The following is a 23,052-nucleotide window of genomic DNA, read 5'->3' on the forward strand; positions in this document are numbered from 1 at the left end:
CGTGGCTCAGAAGCGATAGCGGGCCTGGGCGTAGACGTAGGTGCTGTCCTCGGTTTTCTCACTGAGGGGCACACCGATGTCTACGCGCAGGTCGACGCTGTCGATCGGACGGGCCAGCAGGCCGATGGCGGCGCCGGTCAGGTCCTGATGATCGTCCTGGCCAACCAGGGTTTCCTTCAGCCAGACCTGGCCGTGGTCGATACGCGCGGTGGCCTGGTAGCGGTCGTTGTCCTTGAACAGTGAGTAGCGACCTTCCAGGCTGGCGGTGAAACCGTGGTCACCCGACCAGGTCGACGGCGCGTGGCCGACCACCGAGTTGAAGCCGCCGACACCCCACTGCTCGCTGGACACCAGCGAATCGAGGGAGTACTGGCCGGCGATGCGCGGGATCACCAGGAAACGCGGGGTGATCTGTTGCAGGCGAGCGATGTCGAAGGTGAATTTGGTGAACGTGTTGTCCGCTTTGGCGGCGGCGCGGCTGGACATGATCGACTCGTCGTCCATGCCGCCCAACGCTTCGCCCAGGCCGTAGTGCAGGCCGGCGGTGGCGAGGGTGCGGCCGTACAGGTCGGAGTTGTCCAGGTTCAGGCTGAAGCGCAGTTTGCGGATCTTGTCTTCGGCGGTACGCACGCCAAGGATGCTTTGCTCCAGGTCTTGCGATTCCAGCCAGGCCTCGGCGGTGATGATGCTGCGCGCCGAGCGCACGAAGTCTTGCGACACGCCCAGGCCCCAGCTCTGGTTGTCACCTTCGATTTCCAGCACGCGGTAGGTGTTGCCGACGTCGACGTTACCTTTCGAGAAGTAGGCGCGGGCCTTGGTGCCTTGGGCGTTGAGCGGCAGGCTGTAGTCGACGTAGCCGTACCACAAGTCGCCGTCGCCGATGGAGGTCAGCGCCATGACGTTGGCTTCGTCGCCGTGGCCGCTCAGGTTGGCGAACTTCAGGCTCGGGATCACGCGGGTTTCGCCGGTGTCCTTGCTGCCGTAGTTGTTGACTTCAACGGCGCCCTGGACGCGGGCTGCCTCGGTGACATCGACCACCAGGTCGGTGGAACCGGTTTCCACGCCTGGCTGCAGGGTCGAGCTGACCTCGATGCCGGACAGACGATTGAGGTGAGTCAGCGAGCGCTCGACCTGTTCCAGGGTGAACGGCTTGCCGGCGACCACGCCGCCCGCAGTCAGGGCGTCAAGCACCTGCTCGTTGGAGAAACGTTTGGCACCCGTGACTTGCACGTTACCCAACCAGCCTTCGAGAACCACCAGCTTGAGGGCGTTCTGGTTGGCGAAGTCCTGGGCGGGCACCACCACCTTGACCAGGCGGTAGCCGGAGGCCTGGTAGTAGGCCTCGACCTTGGCGGCCAGGGCTTTCATTTCGACCAGGCTCATCGGGCGGCCGATATCGCCGGCGATCTGCGCGCTGAGCTGCTCGGTGGTGAAGGTGCGGTTACCGCTGAATTCCACGGCCTTGACCATCACCTGGGCTTGCGAAGCCTGGGATTGCGGGACCTGGGTGGCGGATTCGTTGGCCAATGCTGCGTTGGCGGTCATCACGGCAAAACCGAGGGCGCACAGCAGCGCCTTCGCCGGTACGTGGGAATAGAGCATGGGAACCTTGCTGTCAGTGATTGGCGAGGAGGTTTTTAGAGGCAGGTCATTCGATCGTCGGGATACATCCAGCATCTTTGTTTCTCTAGCGATTGAGCACACTCGAGCCGGCGTCCTGACGGAGCCGAACATCCTTGGTAAACCGTTGGCATTTTTCAGGCGCAAGGGCGCCCGGGCCGAAAAAAGATCAGCCAAAAAAGTTTTACGCAGGCACAGACAAGCGGCCTCGGTTGAGGCGCATGCGCAGGCGTGTAATTAGTTTGATTCTCGAAAAAATAGAACAGCATTCAGCGGCGTGATACCGCTTGCACCGTCGCGCAGGTGAACTGCGTCGACACCCCATCGCGCCTGTTCTTTGTCAGGCTCCAAGATGGATGTTTTTCTAGGTTTTCTTGATATCTGCTCCTTTGCTCGAAGGAGCGCTCCCCTATTTCTGCTGGGCTTGAACAGCCCCCCCGGTCTGCGTGGCGCGTTTTAAAAAACGGATTCTTTAATGGTGAAAACCATCGTCCGTTTGATTTTATGCTCCCCCCCGCATTCCGTCGCAGCGATGACCCATAGCAGGGTCAGAGGTAGTACGACCGCATTAATAGCGCTGTTGCGACCGGCGGTCAATGGCAATGTGACATCATTTTTTTTGACGCGGATTAATTGACGTCAGGAAGTGTAAGTATTGTAAGTGCGCTAATGGCGAAGCGAGGGGCAGGTTGTCTCTTGATCGCCTGCAGGGCAGGTGGGGCGGGGCGAGCGCGCGATTTGTTAACGCGCTAACTATTTGTAAAGCGGTAACTTTTTGCTGCGCGTGGCGCGGCTGAGGAATGGCTCGGGTGAACTCGAAAAGTTTGCGCGAATGTCTTTTGTTTGCAAGAAATAGTTGGTAAGGCCGGCCGGGTTGGTAGTCGTGTGATTTTTAAATAAGGATTTATTAGTTGGGCTAGTAGTTTGGTAAGTTAATTTTAGTTTGCGGGAAGTTGTTGAGCTTGCGTTCAGATGGTTGTTTAGGTTTAGCGGCGTTGTTTGTTGTTTTATTGTTGGGGTTGTTGTGTTGCTATTTTTTCTGGATTCTTGGCGGTGGATGAAGGGCGAATTTTAGTTGTTGTTTATTTTTTGCAGTTAGGTTGTGGGTGGGGAAGTTGCAAGGTCGTATTCAACGTGCACGCATCGGAAGTGCGGGCGGTATTAAGTGGAGTTTGATGATTTTTATAGTCGTAAGGGTGTCTCGCCCCCGAAAACATGGAGCAATCCCGGGGTGAGATAGCGACGAAGGCGTGCGTGGTGGAACGGAGTAAAAGTGTCCGCTGTTCAACGGGAAAGTGGGCGATGGCCTGTTCGTGAAAAATGAAAAATCGACGTCATTTATCAGCTCTGATTACGCCCGTTCTGACGTTGGAACTGGGTCCGGAAAACGGTTCAAATGGGGTGCTTGGCATCTGAATGAGTGGCTGAATATTTCCACTTATGTTTGAGCCAAAACGCGTCCGGGCATTGTTTTTATTGCCCGTGAAACCATCAGGAAAAATGTGACGCAGTAGACATTTTATGGGGGTGTCAGGCGAATACGGTATACAGCGTAATTCAAGGCCTGAGCCATTACACAGGACGCGTGGAAATACATTCCGTATGTCTTATCCCGCCGCCGAACGACGCCTTTTTACCCGGTACATATCGCTGTCCGCATGGCTGAGCAGGGTATCGGCATCCTCGCCGTCAGCGGGATAGCAGGCCACACCGATGCTGCAGGACGGCATGGAAAGCCCGTCGAAGTCGTCACCCAGCGGTTCGGCCATGACCGCGAGAATCTGCGCCACCTTTTCGGCAACGGCTTCCTCCGACGGGATATCGCTCAGCAGCACGGTGAACTCATCACCGCCCATCCTCGCCACCGTGTCCGTCTCGCGCACGCAGCGTTCCAGGCGCCGGGCAATGGCGCACAGCACGCGATCACCGGCGGCATGCCCGTGGACATCGTTGATCAGCTTGAAGTCATTGATATCCAGAAACAGCAAGGCCGCCGTGCTGTTGTGGCGCTGCGCCGTGCGCAGGGCCGATTCCAGGCGGTCATTGAACACCGAGCGGTTGGTCAGTTTGGTCAGCGGGTCGTGATGGGCGAGAAACCGAAGCTCATCTTCGGCCCGGGTCAGGGCCGTGACGTTGCGCGCGACACCGATCCGCGCCTCTACCTCGTCGGACCAGAAGGCCGCCCAGAGAATATTCACCACGCCGCCGTCCTTGCGGATATAGCGGTTGCGGAAATCGAAGTGGGGTTGCCCGTTCATCACCCGGATGATCGAAGCCCGCGTGGCCGGCAGGTCGTCGGGGTGCATGTATTGGGTGATCAGGGTGCCGGTCAGTTCGTCGGCGCGGTAGCCCAACAGTGCCTCGCAGGCGTCGCTGACAAAGACGATCCGGTTGTCCCGGTCGACCACGAAGACCGTGTCCAGCATCAGGTGGATCAGTTTGGGGTAGAGCGCTTTCAGGTCAACGGGCATGGTTCATGGCGTCCGATTGATACAACTTGATCATGGCCCGGCCGTGCAATCAGGCCCCGAGCGTTGTTGCAGACGTCCATGAAGTGGCGAGTGTCGCCTATCGGCTGGCCATTTGGAATGGGTTGGCCAGCGTCGCCGGTTGCAACCCGCGCGCCGATCGCCGCCAAACCAGCACCGACCATTTGAAATACCCGGCATTGCCCGACAGAATTGCCCCCCGATCCGGCCAAGCGCGCCGGACGCTTGTGGTGAAAAAGGGGCGGTAGTGAACGAACAGACATTGTCCAAGCGCCTGGAGCGCGTGGCGGCGCAGGTGCCAGCCGGGGCGCGGCTGGCCGATATCGGCTCGGATCACGCCTATCTGCCGGTGGCGTTGATGCGCCGTGGCGCCATTGCGGCGGCGGTGGCGGGCGAGGTCGCGTTGACGCCGTTTCGTGCGGCCGAGCGCACGGTTCGCGAGAACGACCTGCAACACGGCATCACCGTGCGCCTGGCCAACGGCCTGGCGGCGATCGAGGCGGGGGACGGGATCACGGCGGTCAGCCTGTGCGGCATGGGCGGCGAGACGATTCGCGACATCCTCGCCAGCGGCAAGGCCCACCTGAGCGGCGAGGAACGCTTGGTCCTGCAGCCCAACGGCGGCGAGCAGCCGCTACGGCAATGGCTGATGGACAACGACTACCGCATCCTCAGCGAAGAAGTGCTGCGGGAAAATCGCTTCGACTACGAAATCATCGTCGCCGAGCGCAGCGGGCCGGTGCTGTACAGCCCCGAGGAACTGTACTTCGGGCCGTTGCAGATGCAGGCGCGCAGCCCGGCGTTCCTGGCCAAGTGGCAGCGGTTGTTGCGGTTGAAGCAGCGCACGCTGGTCAACTTCGCCCAGGCCCGGCAGGCCGTGCCGGAAGAGAAAGTGCGGGATTTGGCCCGGCAGGTTCAGTGGATCACTGACCTGCTGGGCTGAGGGTCAAGCATCCAGCGCCATTGCGAGCGGGTGCATGTTGGACGATTTAGGGTCGCGGCGTTTCGCGAGCAAGCTCGCTCCTACACCTGTAGGCACGTTCAACCGCCGCATGTTGCTAGCCGCGGATCTCCGACGTGTTGGACTGCAATCCCCACTCACTGCGTTTCGACGCCAACTGTGCTTCGAGAATCGAAACCCCGCGATCCCTCAACGACGCCCGTTCCTGAGTGAACGCGTCATTGAGCAGACCCAGCAGGTTACGCGACTCGGACACCGACGTCGGCGTGCTCACATCCGCTTCCACCGCACCATTGATAAAGGTACGAACACGCTCGTTCTGGCTAGCCTGCTGAGTCGCGGTAGCCTCGATCAGCCGGTCTTTCTTGTCGTAGGCCAGGCGAGTGCTGCTGCTCGATTGATCGTTGATCTCGTGATAGCGGTAGTTCTGCGACGCGTTATCAGTGCCAAGCGCCAGCGCCACTTCCGGGTTGAGGCTTGCGTGGTAGGCGGCTTTCAGGCTGGCCTGCTGGTCCTGTTGGACCGAGCGGGCGGCCTCAGCAGTGCCACGAGCCGTGGTCGACTGGGAAACCTTGTAGTCGAAGTAGTCAGTCTCCGACAGCCGCATCGGGTTGACCTGCTTGACCTCCTGGCTGATCGAGGCGCTGAAGTCGGCCAGGCCGCTGAGCAGCACGCGGTCGTTCTTGCCCAGCACCGAGGTGCGTTCGGTGGAGGTCTTGCTGCCATCGTCGGCGCTGTTGAGCTGAACGAAGGCGGCCTTGAACAGGTTCGTCAGGTTTTCATCACCCTTGCCCCGGCGCTGCGCCGTGTCGAACTGGGTCAGGTAGTTCTGGATCGCCGCCTGGCGCTGGGCGTCGTTACCCAGCAGCGTCTTGTCGCGGGTATCGAGGTTCAACTGCACGTTGCCGGAAGGGCCTTGCAGGCTCAGGGTGCGGGCGCTGTCGTTCAGGCTCAGGTTGAAGCGCTGCGGTTCGCCGCTGGCGGTTTCCAGCTGGGCGCTCATCTGCAAGGAGCTGAACAGGCTCGGGTCGAGCTTGACCAGGTTACCGAGGTCCAGGCGCGGCGGATCTTCGGTCAGGCCATTGATGGCGCCCTGGAAACTGTCAGCCAGCGCAGCCAGGCCCTTGAGTTCATTGTCAGTGAGCTGGCCGCCCTCAACCTGGGCGCTGACCGCCAGGCCTTTCTCGTTGCTGGCCAGGGACAGGGTGACGGTGGCGCCGGAGGCGCTGGTCAGGGTCAGGCTGACGGCGTTGGTCGGGTTCTCGCGCAGGCCGTTGCCTTGCAGTTTCAGTGCCTCGGCGCTGGGCTGGGTGCCTTCGGTAAAGGTGAACACCGATTGCGAAACGGATTGCCCGCCATTGGCCGCCAGTTGCTCCAGCAAGGCCGCGCCGATGCCCTGGAAGCGGGCGCCGATGGAGGACGACTGGATGCTGCTGATCAGGCTGATGCTGAGTTTGTCGAGGTTGTCTTGCTCCAGCGCGTAGCGGACCTGCGACGCGCCGAGGGTGCCTCGCGAGGTGTAGAGGCGTGCGTCCTCGTTGCTGTTGGGGCTCTGCCCCAGGCTGACGGTGGTGCTGGGGATGGCCGTGACCGCCTCGACCGCGTTGATGCTCTCGGTACTGACGGGTGCCGGCTGGGGCGCAATGTACACGGGGGAAATGCGCAATCCCGCGATGGTTGGGCTCATGATCGGTAGCCTTTAGTTTCCATACTGGTTCAGGCTGTATCGGCGGCGATCCCCAGAGCTTGAAGAAATTCGTCGACCTGCCGGTTGCCGCGCAGGTGCACCACCGGCACCTGCGGGCCGACGGCCAGGCGCACGCGTTCGATGCCGGGCCGGTAGCCGCGATCGAATTGCCAGATGAACTTGAGGAAAGTGAGGAATTCCCGGTCGAGCTTTTCGCTGCAGCCTTTTGCAAGGTCGAGGCGCGGACGGCTCATCAGGCTGCGCAGGAGCACTCGCGGCAAGCAGATGAGCCGCGGCGTATCGAGCCAGATGATCAGGTCGGCGCGGGGCAGACGCAGGTCGAAGGTGCGTCGGGCGTAGTTGCCTTCGCAGACCCAGCTATCGGATGCGACGGCGTTGCGGACCCGCTTGCGAAACTGCTCGGCATCGGGCTCGACCCAACCGGGCTCCCAGAACAGTTGGTCCAGGTGCACCACCGGCAGGTCGAGGCGTTTGCCCAGGGCGCGGGCGAGGGTGGATTTGCCACTGCCGGCATTGCCGAGAATCACAATCCGTTGCATGGGAGCCGTCCTGTCACGAAAAAGGCCGGCGATTCTGCCGTTTTCTGCGGGACTGTCAACGACGGTGAACGTTATTAGCGCATGGCCGCCAGCTTGATCCCGAAGCCCACCAGGCAGGCGCCTGCCGCGCGTTCGAACAGGTTGCTGATGCGCGGGTTGGCGCGCATGCGTTCGGCCAATTTGTGGGTCAGGACCACGGCGATCAGGCCGTAGAGGAAGGTCACCACCGCGACGGTCGCGGCGAGGAAGCCGAACGTCACCAGGCCCTGGTGCTTCACCGGATCGACGAACAGCGGGAAGAAGGCCATGTAGAACATGATCGCCTTGGGGTTGAGCAGGGTGATCATCATGGTCTGGCGCAAGTAGTGGCCGTTGTCCATGCGGCTCTTGCGCGGTGCGGCGCCGGGTTTGCTTAGCAGCATGCGCAGGCCGAGGTACGCCAGGTAGGCCGCGCCTACCCATTGCACCAGGTGGAAGGCAGCCGGGTAGGCGGCCAGCAGCGTTGCGACACCGGCGACCGCCAGCCACAGCAGCACCTGGTCACCGAGAATCACCCCGCAGGTCGCCGCCATGCCCGCCTTGATGCCGCCCTTGCCGGTGGCCGTGATCAGGGCGAAGTTGCCGGGGCCGGGAATGGCCAGGACGATGATGAACGCGATCACGAAAGCGCCGTAGTCGGTCACGCCGAGCATGGGGGAATCTCCTGTAGCGGATGGAAAAAGCCGAGTGGGGCGTAGCCTATCATCCGCTGCTGGTATCGAGGGGGCCCAGTGTGTGTGGCACGCCACTGGCGATATACTCCGCGCCCTTCATTCACCTTCGAGGGCCGTCCATGCGCCAGGTGCTACTCATCGTTGACATCCAGTCCACCTTCAGCCCGCCCGAGTGGCTGGTCGACCGGGCGCGGTGGCTGTCGGCACGGTTGCCGGCGATCGCCTCGGTCGAACTGCATGATGAGCAGGTCACGCCGTTTCAACGCCAGCTTGGCTGGCACCCGGCGGCGGAAGACGAGTGCCTGGTCGAGGTTGACCGGGTGTTCGTCAAGCACGGCTACGGCCAGAGCGCCGAAGCCCTCGAGTACATCAAGCAGCTTGGGGTGGAGCGGGTGCTGGTCTGCGGCATGCAGACCGAGACCTGCGTGCTCGCCGCCGGGTTCGCGCTGTTCGATGCCGGCCTGAGCCCGACGCTGGTCACCGACCTGACCGTGGGCTCCTCGCTGGACCGTTCGGGGCGGTTGGGGATTGACCTTTGGACCCATCATTTTCGCGAGGTCATTACGACCGCGCAGGTGATGGAGGAGTTGGCTGGGTGAGGTGCGCCGGGCATGTCCGACAGGTTTTCGCGAGCAAGCTCGCTCCTACCGCGCGACAGCGATCTCAATGCCCCGCAACCACCCCAGCCTCAGCCCGCCTCGGCCCCGGCGTAAACCCATGGGCCCGGGCCCCGCGGGCGATGGCGAAAGCGAGTCCCAGCAACACCAGCATCGCCCACGGAAACGCCTCGACGCCCCAGCGATCCAGCAACACCCCACCGGCCACGCCGCTCCCCGCAATCGCGCTGTTCCACGCCACCACATTGAGTGACAACGCCACATCCGCGCCGTCGCCCGCGGCGTCCGCCAGGGCGGTCTGCAGGAGTGTCGCCGCGCCGCCGAAGCTCAGGCCCCAGACCGCCACGCCGAGGTAGATCACTTCAGGCACGCTGCCGAGCACGCCAAATACCAGCGACACCAACGCGAAGGTCGCCAGGCTGACCAGGGTGGTCACGCGTAGCAGCGGCTCGACCAGCCGGGCGGTCATCCAGATCCCGGCCAGCGCGAAGATGCCGAACACCAGCAGCACCAGGTCCACCCGTTCCGCCAGCCCCGCCGGCGCCACGAACGGGGCGATGTAGGTGTAGAGGATGTTGTGCGCCAGCATCCAACTGATCACCACCGCCAGCACCGGCCGCACCCCCGGCGTGGTCAGCACCGCGCGCAGCGACCGGCGCTGGTGCGCCGGCTGCGGCGGGTAGTCGGGGACTTTCACCAGCACCCAGACGATCAACGCCAGGGTCAGCGCCGAAATCAGGCCAAAGGTGCTGCGCCAGCCCACCAGCCCGCCGAGCCAGGTGCCGAGAGGCACGCCGAGGGACAGGGCGATCGGCGTGCCGACCATCGCCAATGCCAGCGCCTTGCCCTGTTGCTGCGGCGCGACCATGCGCCGCGCATAACCGGCCAGCAGGCTCCAGGCCAGACCCGCCGAGACACCGGCGAAGAAGCGCGCCACCAGCGTCACGCCGTAGTGCGACGACAGCGCGGTGATCGAGTTGAACAGCAGGAAGCCGACGATGGTCAGCAACAGCACATTGCGCCGGCGCCAGCCACGGGTGGCGATGGTCATGGGAATCACCGCCAGCACCGAACCCAGCGCGTAGGCGGTGACCATCTGCCCGGCCATCGACGGGGAAATCGCCAGGCCCTCGCTGATCAGCGGCAACAGCCCGGCGGGCAGGGTTTCGGTGACGATGCAGAGAAAGCCGGTCATGGCCAGGGCGAGCAGGGCGCCGACGGGCAAGCGCTCGGGCGCTGCCGGCGAGGGAAGTGAGGTGGTCACGGAGAACTCCTTGAACAAGTATTTCGATTTGGATACCAATCGATACAAATGTTGGCGGTCGCTCCCGTGCGTTGTCAATGATTTATGTATCGAATAGTATCTAACTCGTTTTCCAGAGGATTTTCCGACATGGCGAAAATGGGCCGTCCCCGCACATTCGATCGCGACCAGGCGGTTGACCAGGCGCTGCACCTGTTCTGGCAGCACGGTTATGACGCGACCTCGCTCACCCAGTTGAAAGCCGGGCTCGGCGGTGGGATCTCCGCCCCGAGCTTCTACGCGGCGTTCGGTTCGAAGGAGGCGCTGTTCAACGAGTGCGTGCAGCGTTACCTGACGAGCTACGCCCAGGTCACCGAATGCCTGTGGGATGAATGCCTGCCGCCGCGCGAGGCCATCGAGACGGCGCTGCGCCAGTCAACCTGCATGCAGTGCGAGGACGGCCATCCCAAAGGCTGCATGGTGGCGCTCGGCGTGATGAGTGCGCCGAGCCCGGAAAATACGCGGGTGACGGAAGCGCTGACGCAGTCGCGGCTGCGAACGCGGGCGGGGTTCGTGGCCTGCGTCGAGCGAGGGATTCGCGACGGGTTGCTGCCGGAGGTCACTGACGCGCGGGTGATGGCGACGGTGTTCGACAGTTTTCTGCAAGGGGTTTCGATCCTCGCCCGGGACGAGGTGCCGCATGCGCTGATCGAGGCGGCGATCCCCCAGGTGATGGCCACCTGGGACGCGGCAGCGCAGTCCAGCAAGGGCCTGCAAGGCAGGCCCCGTCCAGCCTGAAGTCAGCGCTTTTCAGCCATCTCGTCCACCAGCCGCCGCTGGAAGGCCGTCACGGTGGCGCTCGGTTGCTGCAACTGCACGAACTCCAGCATCGGGTCGTTGACCTTGGTCCTGATGCCCGCCAGTTCCTCGATCGCCGCCAGCCCGCAGAACGGCACGTAGGCTTCGGAATACCCGCCTTCGTGGACCAGCACCAAGCGCCCCTGGCACAGGCGTTCGGCCGCTTCGCGCACCAGACGGGTCATCTGCCGGAACGAGTCGCTGTGCAGCAGCATCCGCGCCAGCGGGTCGACGGCGTTGGCGTCATAGCCGCAGGCGACGATGATCAGCTCCGGCTCGAAACGCTCCAGCGCCGGGATCACGATGCGCTGCATGGCGTGCAGGTAGGCGTCATGGCCGCTGCCCGGTGGCAGCGGGATGTTGATGTTCGCTCCCAACCCCGCGCCGCGACCGCGGTCCTCTTCGCCGCTGTAGCCGGCCGGGAAGCAGCCGTCCTGGTGCAGGGAAATGGTCAGTACATCGCCGCGCTCCTCGAAGATGGACTGGGTGCCGTTGCCGTGGTGCACGTCCCAGTCGATGACCGCGACCTTGCCCAGGCCGCGTTTGGCCTTGGCCGCCTCGACGGCGATGGCGATGTTCGCCAGGAAGCAGAAGCCCATGGCGCTGTCGGCCAGGCAGTGGTGGCCCGGTGGTCGCGACAGCGAGTAGGCGTTGTCCACTTCGCCGGCCAGCACGGCGTCGACCGCGGCCATGGCCAGGCCGGCGGACAGTTGGGAGATCTCGTAGCTGCCCGGGCCGATGGGCGCGTGCGGCCCGAGTTCGCCGCCACCGGCGTCGCTCAGGGCTTTGAAGCGTTGCAGGTACTCGGCGGTGTGGACGCGCAAAAGATCCTCGTCCGTGGCGCTGGCGGCACTGCGCACCTGCAACTGGCGGGTCAGGCCGGAGACGTCCAGCAGGCTTTTCAGGCGGCGCTTGGTTTCCGGCGATTCGGCGTGGCCGGCGGCGGCGGGCGGTTGCACCCAGCCGCCGACCGGCAGGGTCAGGGCGTGCAGGCCGGCGCTGTGCCAGAGGCTGAGTTCATCGAAGAAAAAAGCAGTGGTTCGGCTCATGGTCATTCCGTTCTTTCAGGGTAATGGGGGCGGCTCAGGCTTTTGTGCGGCAGCCAAGAATCAGCAACAGGGATAGGAGGGTGACAACGGCGGCGCTGATCAGCAGCGGCTGGAAACCGGCGCTGCTTTCGATCAGGCGGCCGGCGATGGCCGGGCCTATCGCCAGGCCGCCACCGATCACCAGGTTGGAGGCATTCATCAGTTTTCCGGAGCGGTCCAGGTCCGCCAGGCAGGCGAGGATCAGCGGCAGGATGAAGGTCCAGGTGAACTTGAAGGCCAGCGCGGCTAGGGCGAGCCGGGCCAGCGGTGGCTGACCGAGCAGCAACAGCACCGCGCCGGCCATCAGGCCGTAGCCCAGCAGCAACAGCAGCACGCGCGGCAGGCGGTCACCGATCAGCGAGGCGCAGCCGGCACCGACGATGCCCATCACGGTGGCGATGGCGAGCACTTCGCCGCTGGCGTCGGCGGAGATGCCGGCGTTGGCGCTGATGGCGCCGATAAAGGTCCAGACGCCGCTGAGGCTGATGTAGAAGCTGAGGATGCCAAGAATGCCCAGCGCGACCTTCCACTTCGCCGCCCGCGGACGTTCATCGACGCTCTGCTGCGCGGTCGGCGCGCCTTGGGGGAAGTAACGCGCCAGCGGCAGGAACAGCGTCATCAGCACCGCGAGGATCAGGTAGCAGGCCGCCAGCCCGTAGTGTTCGAACAGGCGTGGCAGCACGCTCAGGCCGATGGCGCCGACCACCAGTTGGCCCATCACCCACAAGCCGTAGACCCGGCTGGGATTGGCCGTGGACGCGGCACTGGACAGGCAGATGATCATCAGCGAGCCCCCGGCCAGCGCGCTGCAAAAACGCAGGGCCAGCAGCGCGCTGTAATCCTGGGCCCAGATCGACAGCAGGTTGGCGCCGATGAACAGCAGGCCGGCGAGCACCGCCGCCGTGCGCCAGTTGACCCGCTTGAGCCACCAGAACGCGGGCAGGGTGGCAAGGCTCATGGCGCCCAGTTCGGTGGAAAACAGGTCGCCGATCTGCGACGGGCTCAGTTGCCATTGCGTGGCCAGTTGCGCGGCGACGGCCGGCGCGGTCATGAGGATGGTCGGGGTGATCGCGGCAAACAGCACGATGGCCGCGAGCAGCGCCAGTTGCGAGGAGGCGAACAGGTTGCCGCCGGACAGCGGCCTGGTCTGGGTGGTCATGGGCAAGCTCCGGGACAGTCGATCAGAACACGTGGACCAGACGCAGCAAGGCGTCCGCGCCGTGGTAGCCGTTATCGGTGGCGACGTTCTGCGAGAGGCTGAACATCAGTTGGTTCTGCGGATCGAGCCAGTGGCCGACCTCGAAACCGACCTGGGTGTAGCGCTTGTGGGTGTCGTCGATGCGCTGGTCGTTGATCCGCAGCTCGCCGCCATCGGCGTGGATCAGCCGCAGCGCGCCGTAGGTGGCGGGGGTGAAGTCGTAGGAGGCGAAGGCTTGCAGGCGGTAGAGCGGATCCTGTTTCAGTTCGGCGCCGAAATAGTCGTCGTTCTTGCCGTAGAGCTGCGCTTCGAGGTTGGCTTCCAGCACCCACTTTTCACCGATGCCCTGGGTGTAGTTGTAAACGAAGGTGGTGCCCCAGCGGTTGGCGCCCGGCGACACGTCGGGGTTTTGTCCGTGGTACTCGCCGACCGGCAGGGTGACCAGGGTCAGCAGGCCGCTGTAGGTGCGCGAGGCCGGGTCGTTGATGAAGAACAGCGTGCCGCCGACTTGCGGGTCGCCGAAGCCGCTTTCGCCGGTGTGACCGCTGGCGCCGGGCAGGCGGGCGTCGATGTCGGCGAAGGGCACGATGAATTGCGGCGTGCACAGGGTGCCGCAGAGGTCGGTGAAGAACACCTGACGATAGGCCACGGCGTTGACCTTCAGCTCGGCCTTGCCGGTGCTGTCGGCCGGGCCGTGGAAGTCATTGGCGCGGGTGGCCGGCAGGTACAGCACGCCGAGGCTGGTGCCGGACGGCGCGCCGAAAAAGTCCCGGGCGTTGAGGTCGGCGGCGCTGGCCTGGAGGCTCAACAGGCCGCCGGTGAAAGCGGCGAGGGTGCGGAGGAGGGGGGTGCTCATGCTCTTTTCGTCTCTTCTTCGAGTGGTTGTGTGGCGAACGGCTCGCCGGTGCCGGGCAGTGGCAAAAAAAAGGCAAAGGGGTGCCGTCGCCGGTAAAACCGGCGAATCGGTCAGTGCGGGTCAGCGCTGTGGATCAGTCAGGTGGCGTGTGCAGCAGGTGGGCGATGCGGGTTTTGTCGTTGACCCCGAGCTTGCTGTAGATGGCGCGGATGTGATGGCGCACGGTGTTGGGCGACATGCCCAGGTCGCGGGCGATTTCCTTGTACGTCCGGCCTTCGCCGAAGCCCTGGGCCACGGCGTTTTCACGGGGGCTGAGCTGGTCGAAGGCATTGCGCCCACGGGCAGCCAGCAGGAACAGGTCGCCGACCGCCGAGGCTTCTACCTGCAAGCGCTTGCCGTCGTAGCCACGGGCGTCCATGGGCACCGGCAGCAAGGGGCCGCTCCAGTCCGGCCACTCGTTCAGCAGCAGATCGACGAAGCCGCGCTCGGCGCAATGCAAGGTGCCGCGCTGGTCGCACACCGCCAGGGCGAGGTTGCGCGAAGGCGTGAGCATTTCGCGCTTGGCGACCAGCGTGCGTATATGGTTGGCCGACACCGCCGCCACCAGGTGCAGCATGATGTTGTCGAGGATTCGGCAGTCCTGCTCGGTGAAGCGCGGTGCGCCGGGGACGCGGTACAGGGCGAGGTGGTCGCTGAGGTGGGTTTGCGGGTCGATGTAGACCACGCACAGCAACTCGCCGATGCCGTAGGTTTCCCCGAGCCAGTTGAGCCCGGCGCCGTTGGCGGGGTCGCGCATGTCGACGATGACCGTTTGCCCCGGACGTTCGTGGACGCGGTGGATGGTCACGTCGGTGTGGCGAATGGATTGCCAGTCCGGCAGGTAGCTTGGCGCCAGGTTGTAGAGGTACGAGCTGTGCTCTTCCGGCATCCCGTCGATCAACGCCGCGCGGCCCCACCAGGCGCTGGTGAACGGCAGCACCTGGCTGATGCTCGCCAGGGCGGGCTGGTGGAAATGTTCGATATCGTTGTTTTGCGCCAGGCGTTGCAGCTCCAGCGTCATCGCGCTGAATGCCCCGAGGAGGCTGGCAAGGCTGTGTTCATGACCGCTCATGGGTTTTATTACCTCTGTGCGACTTTTCTTATTGGTTTCGTCACGGAGTCAGGGAGGACCGGAGCGCCGCGTGGACGTTGGCAGGGCCTGGGGGAGAGTGTCGGTGGATTGGGGCGGGATCACTATCCTACAGATGCAGGATGGAGGGGGAAGGTTGTTGGTCGGGGCGGGAGATTTGTTGTGGGTATCTACACATCTCGCCGGCAAGACGCAGAACCTGTAGGAGCGGCCGTTAGCCGCGATGGGCCGCAAAGCGGCCCTGAATCCATCCAGCACACTGTTTCTGGCGGGTTGGGGTCTCACATTCAGGGCGCCTGAGCGTCGAAAGTGAGACCGGATATAGACAGCCACCTCGTGCGGGATGGTTTTGGGGCCGCGTTGCGGCCCATCGCGGCTAATGGCCGCTCCTACAGGTTCCGCGTGTTGCCTGTGAGATATGCAGATACCAACGCTGAATCACAACACCGAAAGCGGATAACTCACGATCACCCGATGCTCGTCGAACTCGTTGCTGCTGAAGTCCCGGCGCAAGGTGGAGCTGCGCCATTTGATGGTCAGGTCGCGCAAGGCACCACTCTGGAGGGTGTAGGCCAGCTCGGTCTCGCGGCCCCATTCCTTGCCGTCGCGCACTGTGCCGATGCGCACGTTGTCGCCGCTGATGTAGCGGGTCATCAGTTGCAGCCCCGGCAGGCCTTCGGCGGCGAAGTCGTGGTCGTAGCGCAGTTGCCAGGAACGCTCGCGGGCGTTGTCGTAGCTGGAGTTGAAGCTGTCGTTGGCCAGGCTGGTGCCCGCGGTGCCGTTGACGCGCATCCAGCCGGCATCGCCGCTGACCCGTTGCAGGCCGAGATAAAAGGTGTGCGCGCCGGTCCGCGCCGACAACATCAGCGAGCCGGTGCGGTTGTCCATGTCACCCGCCAGCGAGCGGCCGCTGTCCTGACCAACGAACCAGCCGAGGTTGGCGCCCAGGGTCCAGTTGCCCACGGCCTGGCGATGAATCAGGTTGTAGTACTGCTGGCGGTAGATGTCTTCGAGGTCCGAGTGCCAGACTCCGACCTGGGTCGCCTTGTCGTTGAACAGGTATTCAGCGCCGACGATGTCCAGCCGGTCCGACGTCGCAGCGGGCCGACCGGCCATGAACATGTCGTCCATGCTCGCGTCGTTGCGCGGGCTGTTGCCGCGGAAGCGGGCGCCGTAGAGGGTCAGGTCGGTGATCTCGCGGGAGGTGATCTGCGCGCCCTGGAAGGTCTGCGGCAGCGAGCGGCCGTCGTCGGAACGCAGCACCGGCAGCATCGGCGACCATTCGCCGACCTTCAGTTCAGTCGCGGACACCTTCGCCTTGAGCGCCACGCCCAGGCGGCCGAAGTCATCGGCCGGGCGGCCATCGTCATGCACCGGCAGCAATTGCGTATTGGCCGTGCCGCGGCCGCCGTCCAGCTTGACCGAATACAGCCCCAGCACGTCCACGCCGAAGCCGACGGTGCCTTGGGTGAAGCCGGATTTGGCGTCGAGGATGAAGCTCTGGGTCCATTCCTCGGCCTTGCTTTGCGGGAACGCCGGGTCGACGAAGTTACGGTTGATGTAGAAGTTGCGCAGGGTGAGGCCGGCCTTGGCGTCTTCGACGAAACCCTGGGCCTGGACGGCGCCGGAGCTCAGCAGCAGGCAGGCGCAGGCGGTCGGCACGCGGCGAGGGGTGCAAAGGATATTCATTGTTGTTGTTCCTTTTTTGCGGGCGAGTAAAGCCACGCAGCCAGCCCGGGCTGCGTGGGTCGTAAGGGAGGATCAGCTCAGGCGAACAGCGCGACGATGGCCGGCACGCTGAGCACGGCGGTGTAGTAGCCCATGAACTGCACACCGATGTTGAAGCCGATGAAGCGGTAGAGGAATCCGCCCAGCAGGCCGATGGTGAGGATCACCAGCAAACCGAGCAGGCCGCCTTCCCACAGGCCGATCACCAGGATCAGGCCGACGAAGGTGGCGATCACCGCCTCGTGGCTGATGCGCCGCGACACGAACGAGGCGGCGCGGTGGGCGAAGTTCATCGAGAACGGGTACGCGATGAGGATGGCGATGACCACCGCGAGCATGCCAAAGGCGAGGAATTCGCCCGCGCTGAGCAGGTTGTGCAGGTTGTTCACCTGGCCGGTGGCGGTGTCCACGGTGAACCGCGGCGGTGCGTTGAACAGCGGCGCGGCGGGGCCGGCGGCCACCGGGCTCAGCGGCAGGCCGAAGGCAATCAGCGGGATCAGCGCCTCGGCAATGTAGGTGGATTCGGTGACGCCGTTGCGCACGGTGATTACCGAGGTCAGGCGGTGGTAGGCGTGCTTGATGCGCGCACCGACCACTTCACCGAGGATCACCGTCATCGCCACCGGGCTGAACACGAAGGTGGCGCTCGACACGGTGGCGGTGGCCAGGGTCCAGCCGGCCTGGCGGCGGTCGAGGACTTTCAGCGGGTTGGGGAACCAGCCGCCCCAGCCTTTCACGTCCGGCGACAGCGAGAAGGTCCGCGGTTCGTTGCGCTTCATCCGCGCCCGTTCCGCCGGGGCGAGCATGGCGAACAGTGCAGCGATCAGCGGGCCGATGGCGATGCCGAGGAAGTAGCTGACGCTGAGTTTGACCCCGTGCTGACCGGTGAGGGTCTGCAAGGCGATGATCACCAGCACGAACGGCAGCAGCGCCAGCACCGAGGCCCAGCGGCCCGCCGAGAAGTAGGCGATGGTGGTGGCGGCAGCGAGGAACACCCACGGCGCGGCCTGTTTGATCGCGCTGCCGAACGGCGCCAGCAGCACGGCGAACAGCACCGCCAGCGGCACCGCGACCAGCGCGGCGATCACCGCGCCGGAAATCATCTTGCGCAGGGCAATGTGCGGCACGCCCAGGTTGCGCAGGAAATTCGCCTCGCGCATCAGCGGCGTGGCCATGGTGTCGCCGGGAATCCCCAGCAGCGCCGTCGGCACCGCGTGGGTCATGTGCTTGGCCACCGCGCCGGCGAGGAAGAAGGTGAACACCCCGGCGGCGGGCACGCCCAGCAGCACCACCAACAGGGTCAGCGGCGCCAGGGTGGTGGTTTCGTCGCTGCCGGAAATCAGGCCGATGGCCGAGAACACCACGGCGCCAATCACGCCCATCAGGGCGGCAATCAGGATCTGGTCGAACAGGGCGTCCATCAGGCGACACCTCCCTTCAGGGCCGCGCCGTGCTGGCGCGATTGGGGTTGCTGCGGCGCAGGGGTTTCGGCGTCTTCGAAGAGGCGATCCAGGCCCAGTTCACGCAACTCGGCGAGCACTTCCGGCGGCAGGTCGGACATCTGGCCAAGGCCGCCGTATTCGGCGCGCAACTCTTCGATGACCTGCAGGCGCCACGCCGGGTCGGTGACGTGTTCCACCACATGGCGCTTGGGCTTGAACAGGCAGGCGCTGACGGCGCCGCCGACCAGCGAGCCGAGGATGCCCAGCAACATGGCGTAGGCGCGGGCCATCTGGTCGGACTCGACCCAGCCGGTCAGCAGGTGTTCAGCCAGAAAGAACGCACCCAGGCTGCACACGGCGCCGACGGCGATGGACGCCATCAGGTGGCGGCTGTCGACGGTGTCGCCCCAGACTTCATAGAGGTTGTCGTCAGCCATGGTTGGCCTCCGGGCGGAGGCGGTGCAGGCGGCATTCAGGTTTCATTGGAATTCTCCTGCCCTTGCGGGCTTGTTGTTTTTGTTCGGGAGCAACGTCGGGTCACAGGTGGCGAGCGTCCCTCGCGGCCAGGGCCAGGCCGACGCGGGAGCGCGACGGCTGGCCCAGTTCGGCGCTGATCCGCGCGCCGACCCGGGCCACGGCGTCCAGGTCGATACCGGTTTCGAAGCCCATGCCGTGCAGCAGGTACAGCACGTCTTCGGTGGCGACGTTGCCGCTGGCGCCGGGTGAATAGGGGCAACCGCCGAGGCCCGCCACCGAGCTGTCGAAGGTGCGCATACCCAGGCCCAATGCCACGTGGATATTGGCGATGGCCATGCCGTAGGTGTCATGGAAGTGGCCGGCCAGCGCCGTTATCGGTAGCGCCCGGGCACAGTGTTCAATCAGTCGCGCCGTCTCGTCCGGCCGGCCTGCACCGATGGTGTCGCCCAGGCTGATTTCATGGCAGCCCATCTGGTACAGGCGGCTGGCGACCCGCACCACGGCGTCGGTGGCGACCGGGCCGCTGAACGGACAGCCGAGCACGCAGGATACATAGCCGCGCACCGGCACGCCCGCTTCACGCGCGGTGTGCAGCACCGGCGCGAAGCGTTCGAAACTCTCGTCGATGGAGCAATTGATGTTGCTGCGCGAGAACGCCTCGGAGGCGGCGGCGAACACCGCCACCTCGCGACAGCCCGCCCGCAGCGCGGCTTCCAGGCCCTGGAGGTTGGGCACCAGGGCGGAATAGGTGACGCCATCGTCGCTCGGCAACTGGCGGAACAGTTCTTCGGCGCCGGCCATCTGCGGCACCCAGCGCGGCGACACGAAGGCGCCGCCCTCGATATGCCGCAGGCCGGTGGCCGCCAGGTCGCGGATCAGGCTCAGGCGGGCCTCTACCGACAGGTGCCGAGGCTCGTTCTGCAGGCCGTCGCGGGCCGCCATCTCGACGATTTTCACCTTCTCGGACGTGGCCATGATCACTCGCCGCGCTTTTCTTTGAGCAGTTCGACGGCGCGGTCGGTGCGTACGTCATGGGCCTGCACCAGGCGTTGGGCGACCCAGTCCACTTCGTCGCCGCGCGCACCTGCGACCAGGGCGATGTTGCGGGCGTGCAGCGCCATGTGTCCGCGCTGGATGCCTTCGGTCGCCAGGGCGCGCATGGCCCCGAGGTTTTGCGCCAGGCCCACGGCCACGGCGATTTCCGCCAGTTCCTGGGCGGTCTTGACGCCGAGGATGCGCAGCGACAGTTGCGCCAGCGGGTGGGTCTTGGTGGCGCCGCCGACCAGGCCGACCGGCATCGGCATTTCCAGGGTGCCGACCAGATGGCCGTTGCCGTCCTTTTCCCAGGTGGTCAGCGAGCCGTAATGGCCGCTGCGACAGGCGTAGGCGTGGGCGCCGGCTTCCACGGCGCGCCAGTCGTTGCCGGTGGCGACGATCAGCGGGTCGATGCCGTTCATGATCCCTTTGTTGTGGGTCGCGGCGCGGTAGGGGTCGATGGCGGCGAAGGAGTAAGCGTCGAGGATGCCTTCGATCACCTCTTCACCGCTGAACGCGGCGGACTTCAACTGCTCCGGGGTAATCCGCACCTGGGCGCGGGCCAGGCGCAGGTCGGCGAGGTTGGAGAGGATGCGCAGGCGCACCTTGCCGCCGGTGATCTGTTCCATCAGCGGCGCCACCGCTTCGGCCATGGTGTTGACGGTGTTGGCGCCCATCGCGTCGCGCACGTCGACGATCAGGTGCGCCACCAGCATCGGGCCGCGCGGGGTGTCGGCGAAAGTGTGCACTTCGATATCGCGGCAGCCGCCGCCGAGGGTGTTCAGCAACTGGTCCTTGCGGTTGGCCAGTTCGATGATTTCGTCTTTGCGGCGCAGCAGGCTCAGGCGTGCATTAAGCGGGTCCTGCACGCCGACGATCTGCACCTGGGCGCGCATCAGCGGGGCGCTGCTGGACGTGATGAAGCCGCCGTTGGCGCGGGCCAGCTTGGCCATGTACGAGGCAGCGGCAACGATCGACGGCTCTTCCACCACCAGCGGCACCAGCACGTCGCGGCCGTTGAGCTGGAAATTGCTGGCCACGGCGTAGGGCAGTTCGAATTTGCCGATGACGTTTTCGATCATGCCATTGGCGATGTCCATCGGCAGGGCGCCGGTTTCGGCGAGCAGGCGCACGTCGTCGCTGCTCAGGTTGAGCAGTTGGCCGATATGGTCCAGGCGGGCTTCAGGGGACAGGTTGCGGAAATCGGGCAGGCGCGAGTCGAGGCTCATGGGGGGCTCCGTTGGAGTCATTGTTGTTGGGGCGGCGGCTTGAGCGCGTCGCCGGCGTGGTGCTAAATGTGCAGCCACTGTGCCCTTGAATAAAGGTACAGTTTCGCCCAACAGTACCCAGACTGTACCCAGGACAGGAGCCCGACGATGGCCCGTATCACCCTTGCCCAGCAGGTCGCCGACGCGGTGGAACAGCAGATCCGCAGCGGTGTGCTCAAGGCCGGCGAGCGCCTGCCGTCGCTGCGCGAGTACATGCGCTTGCACGGGCACTCGAAGAACACGGTGATCACCGCCTACGAAATCCTCGCCTCCAAGGGCCTGGTGGAAGCGCGCCACGGCCAGGGCTTTTTCGTCGGCGCCTTGCTCCAGGCGGCGGAAGTGGATGAAACCCCGCCCTACACCCGCGCCATGGACACCATCTGGATGATGCGCCAGCAGTTCGTTCGCGAACCCGGCTTGGCGCCGCTGGGCGAGGGCTTCGCGCCGGTGTCCTGGCTGCAGGACATGCGCCTCGACAAATTCACCCGGCAAGTGATGCGCAGCGGCGCCGGCAACCTGTTCCGCTACGGCAACCGCCTTGGCAACCCGGCGCTGCGCCAGAGCCTGGTGCGCAAGCTGGCGAGCTACGCCATCAGCGCCACGCCTCGGCAGATCGTCACCACCCACGGCGCCAACCACGCGCTGGACCTGATCATCCGCCGCTTCGTCGTCCCCGGCGACGCGGTGCTGGTGGAGAACCCCGGTTACTACCCGCTGTTCGGCAAGCTGCAATTGCAGGGCGCGCGCCTGCTCAGCGTCCCGCGCCTGGCCGACGGCCCGGACATGGCTGCCCTCGAAGCGTTGCTGCGCAGCGAGCGGCCAAAGCTGTTCTTCATCCAGTCCATCAGCCACAACCCCACCGGCTCCGATATCTCCCCGGCCAAGGCCCACCAGTTGCTGCAACTGGCCGAGCGGCACGACCTGATCCTGGTGGAAGACGACGCCCTGGCCGACTTCAAGCCCAGCTCCGCGCTCAAGGTCGCGGCGCTCGATCAACTGCGCCGCTCGCTGTACATCGGCAGCTTCTCCAAGTCAGTGTCGGCAGCGCTGCGGGTCGGCTACATCGCCGGCAGCAAGGACATGATCGATGAACTGGCCGATCTGAAAATGATGCTGCACACCAGTTGCTCGGAACTGTGCGAGCGCACCGTGGATGTGATTCTTGGCGAGGGGCATTTCCTGCGGCACCTGATGCGCCTGCAGGACCGGGCCCGCGAAGCGACGTTCCGTGGCCTGGAAGTGCTCGATGAGCTGGGCGCCGAGGTGTTCTGCCGGCCCGAGCAGAGCCTGTACCTGTGGGCGCGTTTTCCGGGGATCGACGACACGGCGTCGTTCACCCGCGAGGTGCAAGGCAAGGGCGTGATGCTCGCGCCGGGGGCGATCTTCCAGACCAACCAGAAAGGCGTGACGCCATGGACGCGGTTGAATGTGGCGTACCTGGAGGAGCCGGTGTTTGCTGACTGTATTCGCCGAGGGATTGAGGCGGCCCGAGATTAAGACAGTTGCGCCGTGATCGGACGAATCGCTAAGATTGCGAATCGTTATCATCTACGCAGGCGTTCTGGCCCATGGGCACGCACAACTCATTCGAGCAGGATGTCGAAGTCCTTTATCTGCAGCATCACAGTTGGCTCAAAGGCTGGTTGCAGCGGCGCCTGGGCGAGGCGGCGGACGCGGATGATCTGGCCCATGACACCTTCGTGCGCATCATCCGCGCCCGCAGTCCGGTTAACGAACTCAAGCAACCCCTGGCGTACCTCGCCACCATCGCTAACAGCCTGCTGATCAACCGCTGGCGCCGCCTCGCGGTGGAACGGGCTTACGCCGAGGCCCTGGCCGCGCAGCCGGAGCACGTCGAACTCTCCGCCGAGGCGCGTTACCTGCTGATCGAAACCCTGACCGAGATCGACGCGCTGCTGCATGGCCTGTCGCCGCGGGTGCGGGAGATTTTCCTGCTCTCGCAGCTCGATGGCCTGACCTACAAGCAGATCGCGGTCCAATTAGGGTTGAGCGTCAATCAGGTGCAGAAAGCCATGCTCAAGGCCTTCAGCCGCTGCTACGCCAGCCTGTTCGAGTGATCGTC

The 23,052-nt window shown here is 64.6% G+C and carries 20 protein-coding genes; 5 read left to right on the forward strand and 15 right to left on the reverse strand.

Annotated elements, in window-relative coordinates; all coding sequences use genetic code 11:
- Positions 1 to 6: 6 nt before the first annotated feature.
- The gene (locus CKW37_RS16190; RefSeq protein WP_095156709.1) at positions 7 to 1,602 is read right to left on the reverse strand and encodes a ShlB/FhaC/HecB family hemolysin secretion/activation protein; all 1,596 of its coding nucleotides are present in this window, start codon (positions 1,600 to 1,602) and stop codon (positions 7 to 9) included.
- Between the two features lie 1,625 nt (positions 1,603 to 3,227).
- Positions 3,228 to 4,091 carry a GGDEF domain-containing protein gene (locus CKW37_RS16195; protein ID WP_095156710.1) on the reverse strand — a complete coding sequence of 288 codons (864 nt, stop codon included), beginning with the start codon at positions 4,089 to 4,091 and terminating at the stop codon, positions 3,228 to 3,230.
- 265 nt (positions 4,092 to 4,356) lie between these two features.
- On the opposite strand from CKW37_RS16195, the gene CKW37_RS16200 reads away from it, so the two are divergent.
- Positions 4,357 to 5,052, forward strand: coding sequence for a tRNA (adenine(22)-N(1))-methyltransferase TrmK (locus tag CKW37_RS16200; RefSeq protein ID WP_305885284.1), 696 nt, complete (start codon positions 4,357 to 4,359; stop codon positions 5,050 to 5,052).
- 115 nt (positions 5,053 to 5,167) lie between these two features.
- On the opposite strand, the gene CKW37_RS16205 is transcribed toward CKW37_RS16200, so the two are convergent.
- The 3 genes from CKW37_RS16205 to CKW37_RS16215 all read right to left on the reverse strand — a co-directional run bounded on the left by CKW37_RS16205 (position 5,168) and on the right by CKW37_RS16215 (position 8,009).
- Complete coding sequence (locus CKW37_RS16205; protein WP_095156711.1) at positions 5,168 to 6,757, reverse strand: hypothetical protein; 1,590 nt, start codon at positions 6,755 to 6,757, stop codon at positions 5,168 to 5,170.
- A gap of 29 nt (positions 6,758 to 6,786) precedes the next feature.
- Positions 6,787 to 7,317: an AAA family ATPase gene (locus CKW37_RS16210; protein WP_095156712.1), complete on the reverse strand. Its 531-nt coding sequence runs from the start codon at positions 7,315 to 7,317 to the stop codon at positions 6,787 to 6,789.
- A gap of 74 nt (positions 7,318 to 7,391) precedes the next feature.
- The gene (locus CKW37_RS16215) at positions 7,392 to 8,009 is read right to left on the reverse strand and encodes a LysE family transporter (protein WP_095156713.1); all 618 of its coding nucleotides are present in this window, start codon (positions 8,007 to 8,009) and stop codon (positions 7,392 to 7,394) included.
- Between the two features lie 140 nt (positions 8,010 to 8,149).
- Here CKW37_RS16215 and CKW37_RS16220 point away from each other — a divergent pair, with 140 nt between their 5' ends.
- The gene (locus CKW37_RS16220; RefSeq protein ID WP_095156714.1) at positions 8,150 to 8,629 is read left to right on the forward strand and encodes an isochorismatase family protein; all 480 of its coding nucleotides are present in this window, start codon (positions 8,150 to 8,152) and stop codon (positions 8,627 to 8,629) included.
- Positions 8,630 to 8,693: 64 nt separating this feature from the next.
- Here the strand turns inward: CKW37_RS16220 and CKW37_RS16225 are convergent, their stop codons facing one another.
- Positions 8,694 to 9,911 carry an MFS transporter gene (locus CKW37_RS16225; RefSeq protein ID WP_095156715.1) on the reverse strand — a complete coding sequence of 406 codons (1,218 nt, stop codon included), beginning with the start codon at positions 9,909 to 9,911 and terminating at the stop codon, positions 8,694 to 8,696.
- A 129-nt stretch (positions 9,912 to 10,040) separates the two neighbouring features.
- On the opposite strand from CKW37_RS16225, the gene CKW37_RS16230 reads away from it, so the two are divergent.
- Positions 10,041 to 10,688 (forward strand): TetR/AcrR family transcriptional regulator, encoded by a 648-nt coding sequence (locus CKW37_RS16230; protein WP_095156716.1) that lies wholly within the window; start codon positions 10,041 to 10,043, stop codon positions 10,686 to 10,688.
- A 2-nt stretch (positions 10,689 to 10,690) separates the two neighbouring features.
- Here the strand turns inward: CKW37_RS16230 and CKW37_RS16235 are convergent, their stop codons facing one another.
- The 9 genes from CKW37_RS16235 to CKW37_RS16275 form a co-directional block, all read right to left on the reverse strand.
- Positions 10,691 to 11,797 carry a class II histone deacetylase gene (locus CKW37_RS16235; RefSeq protein ID WP_095156794.1) on the reverse strand — a complete coding sequence of 369 codons (1,107 nt, stop codon included), beginning with the start codon at positions 11,795 to 11,797 and terminating at the stop codon, positions 10,691 to 10,693.
- Between the two features lie 34 nt (positions 11,798 to 11,831).
- Positions 11,832 to 12,995 carry an MFS transporter gene (locus tag CKW37_RS16240; protein WP_095156717.1) on the reverse strand — a complete coding sequence of 388 codons (1,164 nt, stop codon included), beginning with the start codon at positions 12,993 to 12,995 and terminating at the stop codon, positions 11,832 to 11,834.
- Between the two features lie 22 nt (positions 12,996 to 13,017).
- Complete coding sequence (locus CKW37_RS16245) at positions 13,018 to 13,890, reverse strand: transporter (RefSeq protein WP_095156718.1); 873 nt, start codon at positions 13,888 to 13,890, stop codon at positions 13,018 to 13,020.
- Positions 13,891 to 14,023: 133 nt separating this feature from the next.
- On the reverse strand, positions 14,024 to 15,001 hold the full coding sequence (locus tag CKW37_RS16250) for a helix-turn-helix transcriptional regulator (RefSeq protein WP_095156719.1): 978 nt from the start codon (positions 14,999 to 15,001) through the stop codon (positions 14,024 to 14,026).
- A gap of 456 nt (positions 15,002 to 15,457) precedes the next feature.
- A complete protein-coding gene (locus CKW37_RS16255; RefSeq protein WP_095156720.1) occupies positions 15,458 to 16,708 on the reverse strand; it encodes an OprD family porin in 1,251 nt (416 codons plus the stop codon).
- A 77-nt stretch (positions 16,709 to 16,785) separates the two neighbouring features.
- A complete protein-coding gene (locus tag CKW37_RS16260) occupies positions 16,786 to 18,168 on the reverse strand; it encodes a tripartite tricarboxylate transporter permease (RefSeq protein WP_175650427.1) in 1,383 nt (460 codons plus the stop codon).
- The gene (locus CKW37_RS16265) at positions 18,168 to 18,626 is read right to left on the reverse strand and encodes a hypothetical protein (protein ID WP_095156722.1); all 459 of its coding nucleotides are present in this window, start codon (positions 18,624 to 18,626) and stop codon (positions 18,168 to 18,170) included. Before CKW37_RS16265 ends, CKW37_RS16260 begins: the two co-directional genes overlap by 1 nt.
- Positions 18,627 to 18,726: 100 nt before the next feature.
- Positions 18,727 to 19,641 (reverse strand): hydroxymethylglutaryl-CoA lyase, encoded by a 915-nt coding sequence (locus CKW37_RS16270; RefSeq protein WP_095156723.1) that lies wholly within the window; start codon positions 19,639 to 19,641, stop codon positions 18,727 to 18,729.
- Between the two features lie 2 nt (positions 19,642 to 19,643).
- Entirely contained in the window at positions 19,644 to 20,930 is a 1,287-nt protein-coding gene (locus CKW37_RS16275) for a hydroxymethylglutaryl-CoA reductase, degradative (protein ID WP_095156724.1), read from the reverse strand.
- A 147-nt stretch (positions 20,931 to 21,077) separates the two neighbouring features.
- Here CKW37_RS16275 and CKW37_RS16280 point away from each other — a divergent pair, with 147 nt between their 5' ends.
- Positions 21,078 to 22,466, forward strand: a complete 1,389-nt coding sequence (locus CKW37_RS16280) for a PLP-dependent aminotransferase family protein (protein WP_095156725.1) — start codon at positions 21,078 to 21,080, stop codon at positions 22,464 to 22,466.
- A 71-nt stretch (positions 22,467 to 22,537) separates the two neighbouring features.
- On the forward strand, positions 22,538 to 23,047 hold the full coding sequence (locus tag CKW37_RS16285) for a sigma-70 family RNA polymerase sigma factor (RefSeq protein WP_095156726.1): 510 nt from the start codon (positions 22,538 to 22,540) through the stop codon (positions 23,045 to 23,047).
- The last annotated feature ends 5 nt before the right edge of the window (positions 23,048 to 23,052 follow it).

Origin of the sequence: Pseudomonas sp. Irchel 3E13 (genome assembly GCF_900187455.1) — a bacterium.
Classification (GTDB): Bacteria; Pseudomonadota; Gammaproteobacteria; order Pseudomonadales; family Pseudomonadaceae; genus Aquipseudomonas.